This is a genomic window from bacterium, from assembly GCA_024742285.1.
Lineage (GTDB): Bacteria > Myxococcota_A > UBA9160 > UBA9160 > UBA4427 > UBA4427.
In genome coordinates this window covers 22,318-39,762 of the sequence record JANSYR010000019.1, presented here as the reverse complement: position 1 = coordinate 39,762, position 17,445 = coordinate 22,318, and the positions used below count along the sequence as shown (strand labels likewise).

General features: G+C 68.7%; 13 protein-coding genes and 1 pseudogene. 5 read left to right on the top strand and 9 right to left on the bottom strand.

The features are described from left to right. Positions 1 to 7: 7 nt before the first annotated feature. The 3 genes from NXI30_25480 to NXI30_25470 all read left to right on the top strand — a co-directional run bounded on the left by NXI30_25480 (position 8) and on the right by NXI30_25470 (position 2,705). Complete coding sequence (locus NXI30_25480; GenBank protein ID MCR9097583.1) at positions 8 to 673, top strand: heme exporter protein CcmB; 666 nt, start codon at positions 8 to 10, stop codon at positions 671 to 673. Positions 674 to 772: 99 nt separating this feature from the next. After that, the gene (ccsA, locus tag NXI30_25475) at positions 773 to 1,498 is read left to right on the top strand and encodes a cytochrome c biogenesis protein CcsA (protein ID MCR9097582.1); all 726 of its coding nucleotides are present in this window, start codon (positions 773 to 775) and stop codon (positions 1,496 to 1,498) included. 709 nt (positions 1,499 to 2,207) lie between these two features. Further along, positions 2,208 to 2,705, top strand: a complete 498-nt coding sequence (locus tag NXI30_25470; GenBank protein MCR9097581.1) for a hypothetical protein — start codon at positions 2,208 to 2,210, stop codon at positions 2,703 to 2,705. Between the two features lie 67 nt (positions 2,706 to 2,772). Here NXI30_25470 and NXI30_25465 read toward each other — a convergent pair whose 3' ends face one another. The 7 genes and pseudogenes from NXI30_25465 to NXI30_25435 form a co-directional block, all read right to left on the bottom strand. Next, positions 2,773 to 4,587 carry an ATP-binding protein gene (locus tag NXI30_25465; GenBank protein ID MCR9097580.1) on the bottom strand — a complete coding sequence of 605 codons (1,815 nt, stop codon included), beginning with the start codon at positions 4,585 to 4,587 and terminating at the stop codon, positions 2,773 to 2,775. A gap of 297 nt (positions 4,588 to 4,884) precedes the next feature. Further along, entirely contained in the window at positions 4,885 to 7,113 is a 2,229-nt protein-coding gene (locus tag NXI30_25460) for a molybdopterin-dependent oxidoreductase (protein ID MCR9097579.1), read from the bottom strand. A 152-nt stretch (positions 7,114 to 7,265) separates the two neighbouring features. Then, a pseudogene (locus NXI30_25455) lies at positions 7,266 to 7,778 on the bottom strand (NUDIX hydrolase). A gap of 136 nt (positions 7,779 to 7,914) precedes the next feature. Further along, on the bottom strand, positions 7,915 to 8,817 hold the full coding sequence (hisG, locus tag NXI30_25450; protein ID MCR9097578.1) for an ATP phosphoribosyltransferase: 903 nt from the start codon (positions 8,815 to 8,817) through the stop codon (positions 7,915 to 7,917). Then, positions 8,814 to 9,218, bottom strand: a complete 405-nt coding sequence (gene hisI / locus NXI30_25445) for a phosphoribosyl-AMP cyclohydrolase (GenBank protein MCR9097577.1) — start codon at positions 9,216 to 9,218, stop codon at positions 8,814 to 8,816. The genes hisG and hisI overlap by 4 nt, the downstream gene beginning before the upstream one ends. A gap of 84 nt (positions 9,219 to 9,302) precedes the next feature. Further along, on the bottom strand, positions 9,303 to 12,092 hold the full coding sequence (locus tag NXI30_25440) for a 1-acyl-sn-glycerol-3-phosphate acyltransferase (protein MCR9097576.1): 2,790 nt from the start codon (positions 12,090 to 12,092) through the stop codon (positions 9,303 to 9,305). A gap of 88 nt (positions 12,093 to 12,180) precedes the next feature. Next, on the bottom strand, positions 12,181 to 13,044 hold the full coding sequence (locus tag NXI30_25435; protein ID MCR9097575.1) for an SDR family oxidoreductase: 864 nt from the start codon (positions 13,042 to 13,044) through the stop codon (positions 12,181 to 12,183). A 116-nt stretch (positions 13,045 to 13,160) separates the two neighbouring features. Here NXI30_25435 and NXI30_25430 point away from each other — a divergent pair, with 116 nt between their 5' ends. Further along, the gene (locus NXI30_25430) at positions 13,161 to 14,585 is read left to right on the top strand and encodes a DUF3500 domain-containing protein (protein ID MCR9097574.1); all 1,425 of its coding nucleotides are present in this window, start codon (positions 13,161 to 13,163) and stop codon (positions 14,583 to 14,585) included. Here NXI30_25430 and NXI30_25425 read toward each other — a convergent pair. Then, positions 14,563 to 15,441 carry a GNAT family N-acetyltransferase gene (locus tag NXI30_25425; GenBank protein ID MCR9097573.1) on the bottom strand — a complete coding sequence of 293 codons (879 nt, stop codon included), beginning with the start codon at positions 15,439 to 15,441 and terminating at the stop codon, positions 14,563 to 14,565. The two genes, NXI30_25430 and NXI30_25425, sit on opposite strands and share 23 nt — an antisense overlap. A 7-nt stretch (positions 15,442 to 15,448) precedes the next feature. Next, entirely contained in the window at positions 15,449 to 15,667 is a 219-nt protein-coding gene (locus NXI30_25420; GenBank protein MCR9097572.1) for an acetyl-CoA carboxylase biotin carboxyl carrier protein subunit, read from the bottom strand. A gap of 190 nt (positions 15,668 to 15,857) precedes the next feature. Between NXI30_25420 and ffh the strand changes: the two genes are divergently transcribed. Beyond that, complete coding sequence (gene ffh, locus NXI30_25415) at positions 15,858 to 17,369, top strand: signal recognition particle protein (GenBank protein ID MCR9097571.1); 1,512 nt, start codon at positions 15,858 to 15,860, stop codon at positions 17,367 to 17,369. The last annotated feature ends 76 nt before the right edge of the window (positions 17,370 to 17,445 follow it).

The following is a 17,445-nucleotide window of genomic DNA, read 5'->3' as shown; positions in this document are numbered from 1 at the left end:
GCCGACCGTGAACGTCGCGCTCGCCCTGCTCTGGAAGGACCTCGTGACCGAGTGGCGTTCGCGGGACCGGATCGTCGCGATGACGGTCTTCTCCTTCCTCGTCGTGATCGTCTTCCAGTTCGCCTTCCCCGAGATGGAGGAGGACGAGATCGCGCGGCTCGCGCCGGGGCTGCTCTGGGTGACCTACGTGTTCGCGGCGGTGATCGGTCTCGGAAGGACGTTCGCCACCGAGCTCGAGAACGAGGCGATGACCGCCCTCGCCCTCGCGCCGGGCACCCGCGGCTGGATCTTCCTCGGCAAGGCGGCCGCGACCTGGATCCTGATCACCCTGGTCCAGGTCCTGACCGCCCTGGTCTTCGCCCTCTTCTTCCGGGTCGATCTCTCGGTCGGACTCGGGGGGAGCGCGGCGATCGTCGCCTGCGCGAACATGGCCATCTGCAGCGTGGGTACGCTGCTCTCGGCGATGAGCGTACGAAGCCGGTTCCGGGAAGTTCTCCTGCCCGTGCTCCTGATCCCGACGCTGATCCCGGTGCTCGCGGCGGCGGTCCGGGGGACCACGGTCAGCCTCGCCGGCGATCCGGTCGGGCTGGGCCTCCTCCAACCGCTGATCGTGATCGGCGGGATCTATCTCGTCCTCTCGTTCCTGCTCTTCGACTACGTGCTGGACGAGTAGCCGCGAGGCGAGTCCATTCCCCATCCCGTGCAGCCATTCGCGGCTCGACGGTGACGCGCTCCGAAGGCACCCTGTTCCGCGCCACAAGGATTCTCCGCCATGACGAACCCGCCGTCCGCTCCCGATCGACTCGAACCGACGCTCCGCGTACTCGGCTGGCTCGTCGTCGTGCTGCTTCCGATCTGGGCGTGGACCGTCGCGGCGGCCCCCCTCGATTCGATCCAGGGCGTGATGCAGAAGATTCTCTACGTGCATCCGCCGCTCGCCTACGGCGCCTACCTGGGATTCGTCGCGACGGCGATCGCCGGCGGGCTCTTCCTCTGGCGCGGGCGCGAGATCCACGACCAGCTCGCGATCGCCGGCGCCGAGGTCGGAACGCTCTTCTGTCTGCTCATGTTGATCACGGGCCCCATCTGGGCGCGCGGCGCCTGGGGACCGGGGAACTGGTGGGTGTGGGACGCGCGGCTGACGCTCACCCTCCTGCTCTTCTTCGTCTACGTGGCGTACCTGCTGCTGCGCAGCTTCACCGAGGGCGACGAGCGCGCGGCCCGGTTCGCTTCGATCTACGGGATCCTCGGCGTCGTCCTGATCCCGCTCAACTACTGGATCATCGACCTCGTCGGAGGCGCGGTGCATCCGGACAATCTGGCCAACGAGAGCTCCGGGCTGGGTGAGGGGATGGGCCTCCCCTTCCTCGTCGGAAATTTGACGCTCTTCTTCGTGTTCGCCTATCTGCTCGCGCTGCGCTGGCGTGTAGGCGCTCTACGCGCCGAGACGGACCGACTCGACGGCGATCGGGCGGCGACGGAGGCGGACCGCGTCTGACGCATCGCGGCAGAGTGACGCCTGACCGCTTCACCGAAATCAAATCGCGGTTGACAAGACTTCGGTCTCCGGAAACATTGTGGCCACGGGCTCGTCCCGGCACGCGTTTTCCACCCCCTGGACTCGAAGGAGAACTGCGCTCCCCACGCTTCCCTCTCCCCGTCCCGAATGCGGAGCGGCCGGCCGATCGGGTCGTCCGACCGATGAGCAAGGGACACGCAGCGAACCGAGCGACCCCCCGGCTCGAGGGATCGCGCGGCGACCACTTGGACGCTGCCCGCCGACTTCCTGGCCCGGGCAGGCCGCGAGGCCGCTGCGCGAGGAATTGCGCACCGCGTGGGGCGCGGAAGTCTTCTTCCACTTTTGGTCGGAACGCGACCGACGAACCCGCAGCAGACAGGACCCTACGACGCGATCCAATCGCGGAGCGCGCCTTCGGGGGAACGAAGCAGGACGCAAGAGCGTCTTCAACACGATCCTCGATCGATGCCCCGGCATCGAATCGGCGGACCAAAGGCAGTCGACCGGCAGGCAATTCGGGTACCATCGGCAAGCTCGATCGCGGACGGAACGCCCCCCAGCTCCCCCCGCCCGTGGCACGCGACTTGCTCTTCTACCCTGGCGAATAGACGGAACGCGTGTGGCTACGGGATGAGTCTCAGAGGGGCCCCGAGCAAGACACGATGGACCGAAGGAGGCATCCAAGAGGATGGCCAGCATGAAGCGCGGCGTTGGATATTGCGAGAACACGGATTGCGAGGACTACGCCAAGGGCGTGTTCCTGCTCAATCACGGCGACACCTTCTACTGTCCGCGCTGCCGACAGCTCGGCAAGGTGGAGAAGGAACGCGGGTTCTACACCGGCAACTCGGACATCTTCAAGGAGGTCCGCGTCGAGTACAACTTCGATCCGATCAACGGCGTCTACCGCGAGATCGCGATCGTCCGCGACGAGAGCCTCTGGGGACGCAACAACGTCTACACGCTCCAGTCGCCCCTGATCAAGACGGAGAAGCGCGCGCTCAAGGTCGCCGAGGCCATCCTCGCGAATCTGAACCGCTACCGCGGTCTGCTGAACGGCGACGACATCCCGCGCACGACCGAGATCATCCTCTCCTTCGACGACCCCTTCGAGGAGTTCTCGCGCAAGCTCAAGCAGCTCTCCAAGGAGTGGGAGGCGAGCGGGCTCCGCGAGCAGCGACGCTAGGACGGGCTCCGGAGTCCCGACGAACCACGAACGCCCTCGGATCTTCGGATCCGGGGGCTTTTTCGTTCTAGCTCGTCGGGCGGAGGGGGAACTCGACGATCACGCGCGTGCCGTCGCCGGACTTGCTCTCGATCCGGATGGTTCCGCCGTGGTCCTCGACGATGCCGTGGGCCACGGAGAGACCGAGCCCCGAGCCGCCCTCCTGAATCCGGGTCGTATAGAAGGGATCGAAGACCTCCGGCAAGACGTTCTGAGGAATCCCGCCTCCGTCGTCTTCGACCAGCAGCCGCGCCACGCAGGCGTTCGGATGGCGATCGATCGAGACCTGCACGTTCGCCCCGCGCTCCTTCGACTCCGCCGCGTTGCGAACGAGATTGACGACCAGCTGTTCGATCTCGATCGGGCTCATCAGCATCGGGAGCTCCGCGTCCGTCGCGTGGATCTCGAGGGACGCCCCTCTCTTCTCGAGGTAGTCGCGACAGAGGGTCGCCGATCGGCGCACGACGGGCGTGAGGTCGTCGATCCATTTCGGCGTGGCGCCCTGACGCGCGAAGCGCAGCACGCTCTTCACGATCAGACCGGCCCGCTCCGCCTCCTCTCCGATCCGCTCGAGGGCTTCGCGCGAGATCCGCGGCCCCTCCAGCGTGTCCGCCTCGAGGAGCGCGAAATCCGCGGCCGCGCGGATCGCGCCGAGCGGGTTGTTGATCTGATGGGCGATCCCGGATGCGAGCGTACCGACGACGGCGAGACGCTCCTGGTCCTCGAGGCGCAGCTGAGCCGCGCGCAGCTCTTCGCGGCTCGCCGCGATCCGCGCCTCGAGCTCGCGCTGTCGCGCTTCGAGCTGCGCCTCGCTCTCGTGCCGATCGGTCACGTCCCGAGCGAGCACGAGATAGCGGGACTCGCCCTCGAAGCTCTGCTCGCTCACGTTCACCTCGAGAACGACGTCACCGCCGTTCGCGCCGAACCCCGGGAGCGCGAAGGTGACCGGCTCCTCGAGGCCGCCCGGTCGCACCTGCATCTTCCAGCTGGCCTCGGCCGCGGGGCGGACGGCCGGCGGAACGAGATCGATTGCCCGGAGACCGATCACCGCCTCGGGCTCGATGCCGAAGAGCTCGAGCGCGCGTGCGTTCACGAAGATGATCCGGGTCTCGCCGTCGAGCTCCGCCACGAGCTCCCGGACCTCGTCGAAGAGGCCGTGGAAGTGGCTGCGATCGACATCCCGCCGGCGTTCGGCCGCGGCGGAAGCGGCTTCCGCGGAGGTCAGCCCCTGCTGGAGTGCGTCGATGCGCGACGCGAGCTGGAAGGCCGCGAGGGGGAAACCGACGGCCGCGAGCGTGCCGTACAGGACCGTGTTCTCCCCGGTCGTCGAGTCGCGTACGGCGTCGAGGATCTCGATGGCCGCGAATCCGGCCAGGAAGACCGCGATCGTTCGTCGGAAACGCATCGCCTCCGGCGCTCGCCAGGTCACCTCGGCCGCCGCGAGGAAGAGCAGAGGGGCGACGGTGAACGCCAGGAGCACCTCCGCCCAAGCGAGGCCCCAGGCGACGGCCGAAAGGCGCGCCACCCCCGCCAGGGCTCCGACGCCCAGCGGCCATCGGGGCGCTGCCGCGCCGCATCGCAGCGCGTAGCAGCCGACCAGCATGAGAGGCGCGAAGAGCGCATCGACGACCATGCCCAGGTGGGACGCGCCCGCCCAACCGCTCGACTCCCCGGTATAGAAGCCGCCGGCGAGCAGAATCGCCGCCCAGGCGATCACCCAGAAACCACCGGGCCGCTCCTCGGCCGACAAGAAGAGGACGCCGGCGACGAGCGCGCCTGCTCCGAGCGCGAAGAGCGCTACGGACAGGGCCCCGAAGGCAGCTGCGTCCCCTGCTTCCAACATCCGACTGCTCCTACGCGGCGCGGACGTCCCGGTGGGTGGCCGCCCGGCCTCGCAAGAGTGGAAACATAACGCTGCGTGCCCCGCGACCGCCCGCCCCTCCGCCCAGCAGGAGGCGGGCGCCGGGCGGACTCGATGGGGCTTCGGCACTTTCCGGCCCATCGACGCCGTTCGTCGCATGGATGCGCAGCAGACCGGCAACAGAGCCTGAGCCGGCCCCACCGCGGGTCGATTGACCGCAGGATCGCCGGATTTCCGACCCCTTCGATCCGGCTGGCCGGGTCCGGCGCGCGACGAGGATCAGGCGCCCGGACGCCCCGTCCAGTCCCCGCGATCGACGGGTCCGTCCGCCGGGACGACCTCGACCGGGATCGCCGTGAGGTGGGACATGCCGGAGATCGGCTCGACGGCCTCCGCACCACTCGCGGCCAGGACGTTCACGTTCACCCCGGTCGTCGCGCTCGCGACGGTCAGCCCCTTGGCGGCCTGATGTCCCCAGCCGTGCGGGATCGCGACCGAGCCCGGTTGGAGCTCGTTCAGGAACTCGACGGGCAGGCGCACGACGCCGGTCTCGGAGCGGACGTCGGCCAGGTCGCCATTCGCGAGTCCGGCGGCCTTCGCGTCCTCGGGATGCATGTAGACGTAGTTCGTCGTCCGCGTTCCGGCGACGAAGCTCGGCTCGTTGTGGGTCCAGGAGTTGTGGGTCTTCACATGGCGGCGGGTGATCAGCTTGAGGCGTCCGGGCTGGCTGCGCTCCTCCCGGAAAGCCTCGTCGAGCACGGACCGCGCTCGCGCGACGAGCCCGTCGGGGGCGAGGTCGACGCGTCCGTCGGGCTTGGCCACGCGCTTCCCCAGATAGGTCCCGGCCTGCTGCGGCGAGAGCAGGCGCCCATGACGTTCGCCGAGGAGCTTCCGGAAGCTGCCGTTGCCGGTGACGCGGAGGAGCAGGCTCATGAGACCCGCCTGCGGAAGCGAGGGCGGGAGGCCCTCCCGCTTCGGGCCGAAGGCCCGCGTCACCCATTCGAGCACCTTCTGGACGACGCGGGAGCCGAAGAGCGGAGCGTCGCAGACCCGGGCGAGGTCGAGGTAGATGCTCGCCTCGTCGCGCTGCTCCGCCTTCGCCTCGACGACCGGCTCCGTCGCCTGCAGGTACGGGTGCGACTGCATCCCCATCAGGAGCGGGAACGCGAAGGGCAGATCCGGACGCTCGAAGGGCGTGGTCGCCGGCAGCATGTAGTCCGCGAGCTGACCGGTCTCGTTCGGCAGGATGTCCAGCGTGACCAGCAGGTCGAGCTCTTCGAAGGCGTCGCGCAGACGTCCGGCCCCGGCCATCGTGATCAGCGGATTGCCGCCGGTCACGAAGAGCGCGCGCAGCTTGCCCTCCCCCGGCGTGAGGATCTCGTCCGCGAGGATCCCTCCCGGATAGGCGTCGTTGACCGAGGCGAAGCCGCCGATCCGGGAGCGGTCGTCGCGCAGGCCGAAACCGGACTTCGCGCCGAAGCGGGCGAAGTCGACGATGCCTCGACCGAGCAGGAGACCGCCCACCCGGTCGAGGTTGCCCGAGACCGCGTTGATGACTTCCTGGATCCAGAAAGCGAGCGCACCGTGCCCGCCCATGTTCACGCCGGTCGAGCAGTAGAGGGCCGCGCCGTTCGCCTCGCGGTAGCTCGCGACCATCGCCCGCAACGTCTCCGCCGGAATCCGCGTCACCTCGGCGGTGCGCTCCGCCGGCCAGTCGGCCGCGAGCATCTTCACGGTCTCGAAGCCGCGCAGGTGGTCGCGCACGACCGCCTCGTCGACACCGCCGGTCAGGATCAGCTCGTGGAGGAAGCTCAGGTAGAAGAAGACGTCGGTCCCCGGCCGGATCGCGACGTGTTCCCCGCTGACCTTCGCGGTCTCCGTCCGACGCGGGTCGACGATCCAGATCTTGCCGCCTCGCGCCTCGATCTCGCGCAGGCGCCTCCCCGGGTTCGGCACCTGAAGGAAGCTCCACTTCGAGACGATCGGATTCGCGCCCACGATGATCAGGCACTCGGTGTGGTCGAGGTCCGGGAAGGGCTGGGTGAACGGGAAGCCGTAGACCTCCTTCGCCACCGCGAACTTGTTGCTGCAGTCCTGGGTCGACGAGGCGTACATGCTCTTCGAGCCGACCCCGTTCATGAAGCCCTGGGCGAAGATCGGGTGGAGCAGGCTGAAGCCCGCCGCGGTCCCGACGTACATCCCGATCGAATCGGCCCCGTGGTCCCGGCGCAGGCCCTTGACCTTCGCGCCGATCTCCTCGAGGGCCTGCTCCCAGGAGATGCGCTCGAAGCGATCGCCGACGCGCTTCATGGGGTACTCGAGCCGGTCGGGACTCCCGAAGAGGCGATCCTGCTTGAGCCCCTTCACGCAGGCGAACCCCTCGCTCTCGACGTGTCGGGCGTCCGGACGGATCGCCGCGATCTCACCCTGGCCGTCGATGTCGACCTCGAGCCCGCAGAGGGACTCACAGATCCGGCAGAACGTGTGGGTCGTTCGGATTTCGGACACGACAGATCTCTCCTGACCTTGGATACGCCTCGAGCCGGGGCGCGGCAGGCGCGAGCGTAGCGGCGGCGCCCGAGTCGAGGGGGCTCGATCAGACGGAATGCCGATACGCGTCGGGCGATGCGCCTCCGCGCGATCCCGGGCGAACCGGCCCGTCAGCCGTCGCGATGCGGGCCCTCGGAAATCGGCGCGGACGGATCCGGCAAGCCGTCCCAGCGCATCCGCAGGTCGATCTGCATCGCTTCGAGAATCCACGCCAGCCCCTGGCTCTCCTCGATCGCGACGGCATCGGGCCGCCGTTCGCAGCCGATCGCCAGGGGCGCGCGGTACCAGGGAAAGAGCGCCTCGGGCGGAGCGGCGGCGTCGAACCATGCGACGCGCGGTGTCTCGTGGGACGGGCGAAGCCGCCCGCCCCGTACGCGACATCGGAACACGTGCGCGGTGTGGGGCCTGAACCCGGTGCGCTGCCACACGCCGACCTCGCCCTCGACCGCGACCTCGAGTCCGGTCTCCTCCTCGACTTCTCGCATCAGGGCGGTCGCCGGATCCTCCCCGGCCTCGAGGGTCCCACCCGGAAGCTCCCAGCCGAAGAGGTCGCTCCGCACGCTCAACAGGACCTCGGGACGCCCGGCTTCCTCTCGCAGGATCACGCCCTGCGCGACGCCGAGCGGGCGCCGCTCGAGGGTGCGCGGTGCGACCGTGCCCCACCAGGCCGTACGGGCGTAGTCCAGCAGTCCGCCGGCGAAGCGGCCGAAGCGCCCTCGGTCATGGACGGGCGTCCCACGTCCCGCGGCGGGCGACACGTCAGTCGATGATCTTGTTGAGCGGGTTCTCGACGATGCCGCGGGCACCGGCCTCGTGGAGCTTCGGCAGCAGATCGCGGACGAAGGATTCCTCGACGATCACGAAGATGTCGACCCAGGACGGATCGGCGAGCGGCGAGATCGTCGGCTTGCCGGCATCGGGCAGGAGCGCGAGCACGCTCTCCATCTTGTCCTTCGGAACGTTCATCGAGAGCCCGACCCGGGTCGCGGCGGCGATCGCGCCCATCAGCAGCATCTTCAGCCGCTCGAGCTTGCCGCGCTTCCAGGGATCCTGGAGCGAAGCGCGATGGGCGATCAGTCGGGGGGTGCTCTCGTGGAGCAGGTCGATCACGCGCAGATTGTTGGCGCGCAGGCTCGAGCCCGTCTCGGTCACGTCGACGATCGCGTCGGCGAGCACCGGCGGCTTGACCTCGGTCGCGCCCCAGGAGAACTCGAGCTGAGCGCTGATCCCCTGCTCGGCGAAGTATCGCTCGGTCATGCCCATGACCTCGGTGGCGATCCGCTTGCCTTCGAGATCCTTCGGCGTCTGGAACGGCGAGTCGTTCTTGACCGCGAGGATCCACCGGACGGGACCGTAGTTCGGCCACGGCGCGCGCAGGTCGGCGAGCTCCTCGACGTCGGCTCCGGACTCGATCACCCAATCGAGTCCCGTGATCGCGCAGTCGAGCACGCCCTGCCCGACGTAGCGCGCCATCTCCTGGGGCCGGATCAGGATGCACTCGATCTCGGCATCGTCGATCGAAGGGTAGTAGGAACGTCCGGAGATCCGGACGTCGTAGCCCGCCTTCGCGAAGAGCGAGACGGTCGTTTCCTGCAGGCTGCCCTTGGGCAGGCCGAGTCGGATCTTGGGACCTTCGTCGTTCGTGGGGGCCAGTATGCTCACTTCTTGTAGACCTCGTCGGGATCGAAGACCTGGACGCCGACGTCCTCGATCGTTCCGCCGTCGATCCGGCGGAAGAAACAGTTGCGCTTCCCCGTGTGGCACGCGGCGCCGCCGATCTGCTCGACGCGCAGGACGAGGGCGTCGCCGTCGCAGTCGACGTACATGCCCTTGAGCTTCTGGACGTTTCCGCTCTCTTCGCCCTTGTGCCAGTACTTCTTCCGGCTCCGGCTCCAGTAGACGACCTCGCCGATCTCGAGGGACCGGCGGAGCGATTCCTCGTTCATGTAGGCGACCATCAGGACCTCGCCCGTGTCGTCGTCCTGGGCGATCGCGGTCACGAGACCCCCGCCCTTTTCGAAGTCGATGATGGAGATGGGGTCGGCAGGGGACTCGGCGGACATGGCTTCCTCGGGAAACGGGCTCGGGGACCGGCCCCCGGCGAACGCGAGAGACGATCCGGACGGGGGCCCGAAAGGGCGCGGAAGCTACCCGTCCCGGAGAGCCGCCGCCAGAAGCGCCCCGAGCCGCGCGAGCTCGGACCACTTCTCCCCACGGGCATAACGGGTGTCCCGACCGCCGCGCTTGCCGGTCGTGATGGACTCGCTCTCGAGGATGTCCCGGGAGGCGAGCCACGCGAGCGCGTTGTCGAAGGTCGTGTCGCTGAGCGCTTCCATCCGGCGTGCGTCCCCGAGCAGCTGGGCGCCCTCGAAGTCGAGCTGCGCCTCCTTGATGAGCCCGCTCCGGAGCACGCCCTCGTCCGCCGACTGCATCCACGCGGAAAGCACACGCACGATCGAGTCGTAGCATTCGACGACGCCGCGCGTCTGCTCTGCCAGGACGCGGAGCGGCCGATGCCCTTCGCGGGTCGCCTGCCAGACCCCGTCGCCGTCGAGGGTGATCCATCCCTCGCTCTCGAAGTGCTCGAGGACGGCTTCGCCGCGGGTGAGGTAGAGCTCGCGGGACGCATAGTATTCGCGGTAGAAGACGTCGATCCAGGTCTCGAGCTCCTGGTGGACACCGTTGCGCGGCAGGCCGCCGAGCGCCGCGCGCGCGAGCACGCTCGGGATCACGAGGAAGTGGGCGATCGAGTTCCGGTAGATGTCGAGGGCACGCCGGCGACTCTCCTCGAAGTGAAGGATCTCTCCGCGGTGGTCGAGCCGGGACTTGAGGAGGTCCGATCGCTCGAGGAACGCGATCGACTCACGCAGCTCGGGCAGGTCGTGCTCGAGGGCGGTCGTGAGTCGTACCCCCTGTAGCCGCAGCAGCCCGGCCACCTCCTGCATCCCGCGCACCAGGTCCTCACGCAGGACGCCGCGATGCGGCGCGCCCATCAGGACGACCGAGGCGACGGAGGTCGCGTTCGCGACCATCGCCCAACCGATGCGCTCGACGAGGGAGTGGCCGAGGGAGCCCACGAAGTCGCGCTTGTGCTCCTCGAGAACCGTGCGCACTTCCGTCGAGGAGATCTCGCCGCGCTGGAGCGCCTCGAAACGCTCGCGTTGACCGCCGAGGGCGCCGGCGAGGGAGATCGGCTCGCCGAAGGACACGTGGACCGACCCGAAGCGCCGCTGGAGGTATTTCCGCGCGCGAAAGAGACCGAGGACGCTCTCTTCGGTCTTCTCGCCGCCGGCGAGCTCTTCGACCATCCCGGATTCCTCCACGAGTCGCTCGTAGCTGATCGCGATCGGGACGAAGAAGAGATCCTTGCGGTTGCCTTCGAGGAAGGCATCGACGTCCCAGGAGAGCATGCCGAGGCGCGGCGCCAGGTTCTTGCCCGTCCGCGAGCGGCCGCCCTCGATGAAGAACTCCTGGGTGAAGCCCTCGCGCACGAGGTAGGCGACGTACGCGCGGAAGACCTCCTTGTAGAGCGGATCGTCGAAGGACTTGCGGAGATAGAACGCGCCCATGTTGCGGAACAGGTATCCGAAGGGGCCGAACGCCATGTTCTCCCGGGCCGCGATGTGGGGCGGGACGAGGTAGTTCTGGTAGAAGAGCCAGGAGAGGATCAGGAAATCGAAGTAGGAGCGGTGGCTCGGAACGAGGACGATCGGATGACGTTTGGCGTCCTCTGCGATCTCGTTCAGCCGGTGGACTTCGATCGAGGCGAAGAGGCGCTTGAAGATCGCGCCGACGACGGCGGCACCGATCGCCAGCCACGTCGAGCTCATGTTGGCCGAGATCTCCTTGAAGATCTTCTCGACCTCGCGCTCGGCCTTCTCCGGCGACCCCTTGTCGGCGCTCGCGCGGACCGCCATCGCCTTCCGCACGCCGGGGTCGCCCAGGACCTCCTTCAACACGCGCCAACGCGGACGGAGGGACGGACCCTCGACGACCTTCTCTTCCCGGTAGAGATGGATGAGCACCGCGCGGCGGATCTTGCGCGCGAGTCGCTTCGCGTCGTCGTCCGCGTTCACCTTCCCGTAGAGACCGACGTCGATCGCGTCGCCGACCTTGACCGTCAGGCTGCGGTAGGTGGAGAGGAACCGTGCGACCTTCGCGAAGTCCGACGGACGGGCGAGGGACCCGTAGTCGACGTTCAGGAATCGATTCTCGGTCCGAGGCCCCTTGCGCCAGAAGATCGCCAGGGGAACCACGAAGACCTCACGCTCCGGATCGACCTCCCGGACCTGACGCACGACCTCGCCGAGCAGGTCGAGCTCATCGCGTCGCCGCTCCTGCTTCTTCCCGCGCAGGAAGGCCTTGAGTCGCTGGGTCCGCAGGAAGAGGAAGAGACTGTGGCCGGCGGCCACGTGCTCCCGGACGATCTCGCAGTCCTCGGCGTGCTCCACCTCCCGCGGTCGCGCCCGCTTCAGTCGGAGCATCGTCGGGATCAGCTGATGCAGCGGCCGGTAGTAGTAGAAGTGGATGGCGTTCGCGAAGCCCGAGAGCCGCAGGCCATGCCGAAGGAAGAGCGTGTTGAACAGGAAGTAGTCGAGGCGGCTCGAGTACCGCATGACGTAGACGACGCTGCCGCGGGACTCGAGGGCCTTCAGGCGCTCGACGACGGCCTCGTCGAGCTCGAAGTGCGCGAAGAACCGACTCGCGAACGAGCGGAAGAGGAAATTGAACCGCTCGGCCATCGACGAGCGCGCCGCTCCCTTCGCCACGTGGGGCGGGAGCGGGGCCGGAGCGCGATCCTTTCCGTCGGAGCTGCCAGAGCTGCCAGAGCTGTCGGAGATCTCGGGGCCGCCGGAGAAGTCGGCGGATTCGGCGTCCGCGTCGAGGACGGGCTCGCCTTCGGGCGGCCGCTCGGTCGTCTCTGGATCGTCGGACATGATCACCGCAGGGTACCGACGCCCCCTGGGGCCGCCAAATTGGCGACGCGCCGGAGCGGACCACGCCGCCCCGGCACGCCTGCCTCGACTACTCGGGCAGCAGGATCTCGCCCGCGGCCATCCGGGCGCCGACCTCTTCGGCCGTCCAGAGCCCGCCGTCCTCTTCCTTCGTGATGCCCGTCGCGGTCACGACCCGCATCTCGGCGATCCGGCCCCCGCCGGCGAGGAAGGTCTTGCCCGTCATGTCCTTCGCCGCGTCGGATGCGAGATAGACCATGAGCGGCGAGACGAGGCTCGGGTCGTACTTCGCCGCAGCGGCATCGTCGCCGAACCCGGGCAGGTCCTCGGTCAGCCGCGTGTGCGCGACCGGCGCGAGGATGTGACAGCGGATGCCGTACTTCTTCCCTTCGAGGGCGAGACAGCGCGTGAACCCGGCGATGCCCGCCTTCGCGGCGCCGTAGTTGCACTGACCGAAGTTGCCGTTCAGGCCCGACGTCGAGCTCGTGTTGATGATCGTGCCGCCGTTCCCGTTCTCCTTCATCCAGTTGAAGACTGGGCGGGTCACGCAGTAGGTGCCCTTCAGGTGAACGGCGATCACGGGATCCCAGAGATCTTCGGTCGTCTTCGAGAAGCTCTTGTCGCGGAGGATGCCCGCGTTGTTGATCAGGATGTCCACGCGATCGAAGGCGTCGAGCGCCGACTTCAGGATCGACTCCCCGCCTTCGACGGTCGACACGTTGTCGTAGTTCGGCGCGGCCTCGCCGCCGGCCGCCTTGATGGCGTCCACGACCTGGTCGGCCATCGCCGAGCCGGAGCCCGAACCGTCCCGCGCACCACCGAGGTCGTTCACGACCACGGCGGCGCCTTCCTTCGCGAGCGCCAGCGCGTGTTCGCGCCCGAGTCCGCCACCCGCTCCGGTCACGATCGCGACCTTTCCGTCCAACAGGCCCATCGGAGTCTCCTTTTCCGTTCATGAATCGTTGGGAGGCGGCACGGTAGCCCTTCCCCGGACGCGCTCAATCGACGGCGGGTCGCGCTAGAATCGAGGTCCGCTCGGAGGTCGAAACGATGCCCCCTTCCCGTCGGCAGCTCCTCGCTGGCACCGCCGGTCTCGCCGCGAGCGGCCTCTTCGGCGTCGCCAGCCGCGGCCTGCTCCCGCCGAAGCCGAGCGCGGAGCTCGCGCCGGTCGACGACCTCGCCCGGGCCTTGTCGGGTCGTCTCCGTGCGCGCGGCGTCGACGACGCGTTCGTCGACTACGACCACCCCCGCCGACAGTTCCACAACCGCGGCGTCGCGAGCGGCGGAACCAAGACGGTGTTCCTTCGGCGCCAGGAGCAGGCGCTCCTCGTCGACCTGATCCACGCCTCGCTCTCGCCGGCCGGACGGACCCGTCTCTTCGATCAGTTCTTCCTCGGCCTCGTCGGGCTGAACTACGGTCGATTGCTCTTCGTCGGGGATCCCGAGGCCGGCCCGTACCAGGTCCACCTCACCGGCGCCCACCTCAACCTCCGGATGGGCGGCGCGAATCGCGAGGGCGATCCCTTCGGTGGCCCCCAGGTCTACGGCGATCAGACGGGAGACGGTGAGGTCGGGCTGCCGGGCAACGCCTATCTCGACCAGCTCGAGGCCGGCCAGGCCCTGATCGCGAGTCTCTCGCCTGCCGCCCGGAAGCAGGCGCGTCGTCCGAAGGCGCCGGTCCAGACCGCCGTCGCCGTCCAGGGGACCGACGGCCACTTCGAAGGCGTGCCCGTCGGCGAACTGACGACGACGCAGCGCGCCGCCGCCCGGGCGGTCATCGACCGCATCCTGGGGAACTACGCCGAAGGCGACCGCGACTACGCCTGGGCGTGCATCGAGGCGAACGGCGGGATCGAGACGTTCCACCTCGCCGACTACGACGTCGACCATCAGGAGGGGATGCGCTTCGACGACCAGCCGTCCCCCATCTTCCGCCTCGAGTCACCGGCGGCGGTCTTCCACTTTCGCGCCGCGCCCCACCTCCATGCGTTCCTCAACGTGGCGCGCGACGGCGAGGCACCGCTCTCGGTCGGCGAGGTCGTCGCGAACGCCCCCGAGCGAATCGACACGATGGGGATGCGGCGACTCTTCGAGACCGTACTCCGGGAAGAGACCGGGCTGGACCTCGCCTACTACCCGAGTCGCGCGGTGGCGGGCCACTTCCGGGCGGGGCCGATCCGGACCGGCGACGTGTGGTCCGCCGAGAGCTGGGAAGATCGGGTCGCGATCGTCGAGATCCATCCCCGCGATGTCGCACCGGAGGCCGTGCAGGATGGGTCGCGCACGAGCCGTCGCATGGGGTCCTCCGAGACGATCGAGGCAACCCGGCGCGTCGCGATGCCGACGGGCGTGGCCGCCTGGCACGAGAGCTACGGAATCGAGCAGCTCCGCGTGGTCGAAGAGGGTCGGTGGCTGCGCGAGGCGGTGATCGACCGCCTGCGTGCGCGCGGACTCAGTGGAACAGCACCGTCCTGAGCTCGGCGAAGGGCTCGAATCCGAGCTGCTCGTAGAGGCGCGCCGCGCGGTCGTTGCCTTCGACGACGGCGAGCTGGACGTGGCGCGCGCCCGACGCGAAGGCCTCACGCACCACCGAGTCCATCCCACGCCGGGCGAAGCCGCGGCGACGGCACTCCGGCCAGGTGTAGACGCCCTGGACGAGCCAGCCCTCCTCGCGGCGAACGTCGGCGTAGGCGACGAAGACGGTGCGTCCGCCCTCCGAGACGATCCGCGCGCGCGGGAGGCGCCCCTGGACCCAGCGCTGGAAGCCGACCGGGTCGCCTTCTGCGGGATCCGGACGGTCCTCCTCCCAGAGGCTGGCGCGCGCGGCGTAGACGAGCTCGTCGAGCTCTTCGGGGCGCGCCGGACGGGCGACGCCCGGCAGCGACGCATCGGCCGCGACGATCGCCTCCGGGCGAAGCCGGTAGGCGATCTCGATCCGGTCGATCGTCGAGACCCGGCCCTCCTCCCGGAGCGCGTCCCAGATCGGGGCCACGAGGTGGCGGTCGCACTTCGCGAGGCCGCTCGGTACCCGCAGGACCAAGGGAACGAAGACTTCGAAGGCCTCTTCGGATGCGCCGGCCGAGAGCACGATGCTCGGCCGGAGCGCCGCCAGGGCTTCGAGCCGATCTCCGTCCCAGGCGCCGTAGATCTGCGGCGGAATCTCGCCGGGGCCCAGGGCCCGCCCGAGCCGATCCACCAGGTCGATCAGGACGAGGTTCGCCTCTTCGTCCGCGCGGAGATGTGCCAGCGCCGCGCCGCGGTCTCCGGGGCCGAGCCTTCGGGCGCGTAGCCGCGCGTCCCCTGCTCGCTCTCGGATCTCCGCTGCGGCCATTCGACGCCTACGCTTCGAGGACGACCAGGACGTCCCCTTCCTCGATGGCCTGCCCTTCGGCGACCTTGATCTCGAGGACCTTCCCGTCCTCGGGCGCCTCCACGGGAATCTCCATCTTCATCGATTCGATGATGAGCAGGACGTCGTCCTCCTCGACCTCGGCCCCGACCTCGGTCTCGACCTTCCATACGTTGCCGGTGATCTGGGCCTCGACCTCGATGCTCACGCTTCGTCTCCCGATGTGATGGTGTCGGCGCGCCGGCGGTTCCCGGCGGCGATGCCGGGTGTCCCCGACGGCGAAGCCCAAGCATGCCGGCCTCCCGACGGAGCGGCAAGGCGACCTCTCGAGGTCATTTCCGCGGATCCGCGACCCGCTTTGACGACGGCTGCTAACCTCGCGGCCCTCGGAGGACCCCTTGCTCGAGACCGTGACCCAGGGCTTCAAGAACGCGACCGACCGGCTGAAGGGCGTTCGCGAACTGAACGAAGAAAGCATCGACGAAGCGCTGCGCGACGTGCGCATGTCGCTGCTCGAGGCGGACGTCGACCTCAAGGTCACCCGCTCGTTCCTCGACCGGGTCAAGGAGCGCAGCCTCGGCGAGAAGGTCCAGACCCGGGTCAAGGATCGGTCGGGCCGGAAGATCAAGGTCACCCCCGGCCAGCACTTCGTTGCGATCTGCGAGGAAGAGCTCGTCGACCTGATGGGCCCGGTCGACACGACCCTCGCGAAGGACCGCGGGATCACGTCGATCATGCTCGCCGGCCTCCAGGGCGTCGGAAAGACGACGATCTCGGCGAAGCTCGCGGTCCACCTCCGCAAGCAGGGGTTGAAGCCGCTGCTCGTCGCCGCGGACGTCTATCGACCCGCCGCGGTCGACCAGCTGAAGACTCTCGGCGCCCAGATCGACGTCCCGGTCCATCACGGCGTCGAAGGCGACCTGCCCCCGGCGATCTGCGCCGCGGCCTTCGAGCGCGCGAAGCGCGAAGGCCACAACGCGATCATCTACGACACCGCCGGTCGTCTGGCCGTCGACGACGACCTGATGGCGGAGCTCGAGGAGATCGTCGGACGCGTCGAACCGGCGAACAAGCTGCTCGTGTGCGATGCGCTGATGGGGCGTGATGCCGTCAACGTCGCCGGCGCCTTCGCGCAGAAGATCGACCTCGACGGCGTGATCCTGACGAAGCTCGACGGCGACGCCCGCGGTGGTGCGGCCCTCGCGGTCAAGGCGGTGACCGGCGTCCCGATCAAGTTCCTCGGTACGGGCGAGACGGTCGACCGACTCGAGGAGTTCCGCCCGGAAGGCCTCGCCAGCCGCATCCTCGGCATGGGCGACATCGTCGGCCTCGTGAAGGATTTCGAGGAGGTCGTCGACGAGAAGGAGGCCGAAGAAGACGCCGAGCGGATCCTGAAGGGGACCTTCGGCCTCGACGACCTGCTCAAGCAGATGCGCATGATCCAGAAGCTCGGGCCGCTCAAGGACGTCTTCGCGAAGATGCCCGGGATCGGCGGGCTCGCCGACCAGGTCGACGACGGCGAGCTCAAGAAGGTCGAGGCGATGATCCAGTCGATGACGAAGGCCGAGAAGGCCGAACCTTCGATCATCGACAAGAGTCGCGCGGGCCGGATCGCTGCGGGCTGCGGGCGCACGGTCAAGGACATCGAAGGGCTCGTCGAGCGCTTCTCCCAGATGCGCCAGATGATGGGCATGCTCGGCAAGCAGGGCGGTCTGCTCGGTGGCCTCGGTGGCGGCGGCGGGATGCCCGGGATGGGCGGCCCCGGCGGAATGGGTGGCGGCTTCGACCCGATGGCCATGCTCGGCGGCGGAGGCGGCCGCAGCGCGACCAAGAAGCGCCAGGACCCGAAGGCGAAGAAGAACAAGCGAAAGCAGCAGCGGGCCTCGCGAAAGAAGAAAAAGAAGAAGTAGACTCGAGGCGATCCCGCGGACCGACCGTCCCCTCCCCCTCTCGGGTTCCGGTCGCGCGCGGGAACCGGGCCGAGCC

Coding starts and splice junctions, on each gene's coding strand:
- NXI30_25440 (MCR9097576.1), bottom strand. CDS start 12,092: ATGTCCGACGATCCAGAGACGACCGAGCGGCCGCCCGAAGGCGAGCCC.
- NXI30_25470 (MCR9097581.1), top strand. CDS start 2,208: ATGGCCAGCATGAAGCGCGGCGTTGGATATTGCGAGAACACGGATTGC.
- NXI30_25425 (MCR9097573.1), bottom strand. CDS start 15,441: ATGGCCGCAGCGGAGATCCGAGAGCGAGCAGGGGACGCGCGGCTACGC.
- hisI (MCR9097577.1), bottom strand. CDS start 9,218: ATGTCCGCCGAGTCCCCTGCCGACCCCATCTCCATCATCGACTTCGAA.
- NXI30_25435 (MCR9097575.1), bottom strand. CDS start 13,044: ATGGGCCTGTTGGACGGAAAGGTCGCGATCGTGACCGGAGCGGGTGGC.
- ccsA (MCR9097582.1), top strand. CDS start 773: ATGACGAACCCGCCGTCCGCTCCCGATCGACTCGAACCGACGCTCCGC.
- NXI30_25465 (MCR9097580.1), bottom strand. CDS start 4,587: ATGTTGGAAGCAGGGGACGCAGCTGCCTTCGGGGCCCTGTCCGTAGCG.
- NXI30_25430 (MCR9097574.1), top strand. CDS start 13,161: ATGCCCCCTTCCCGTCGGCAGCTCCTCGCTGGCACCGCCGGTCTCGCC.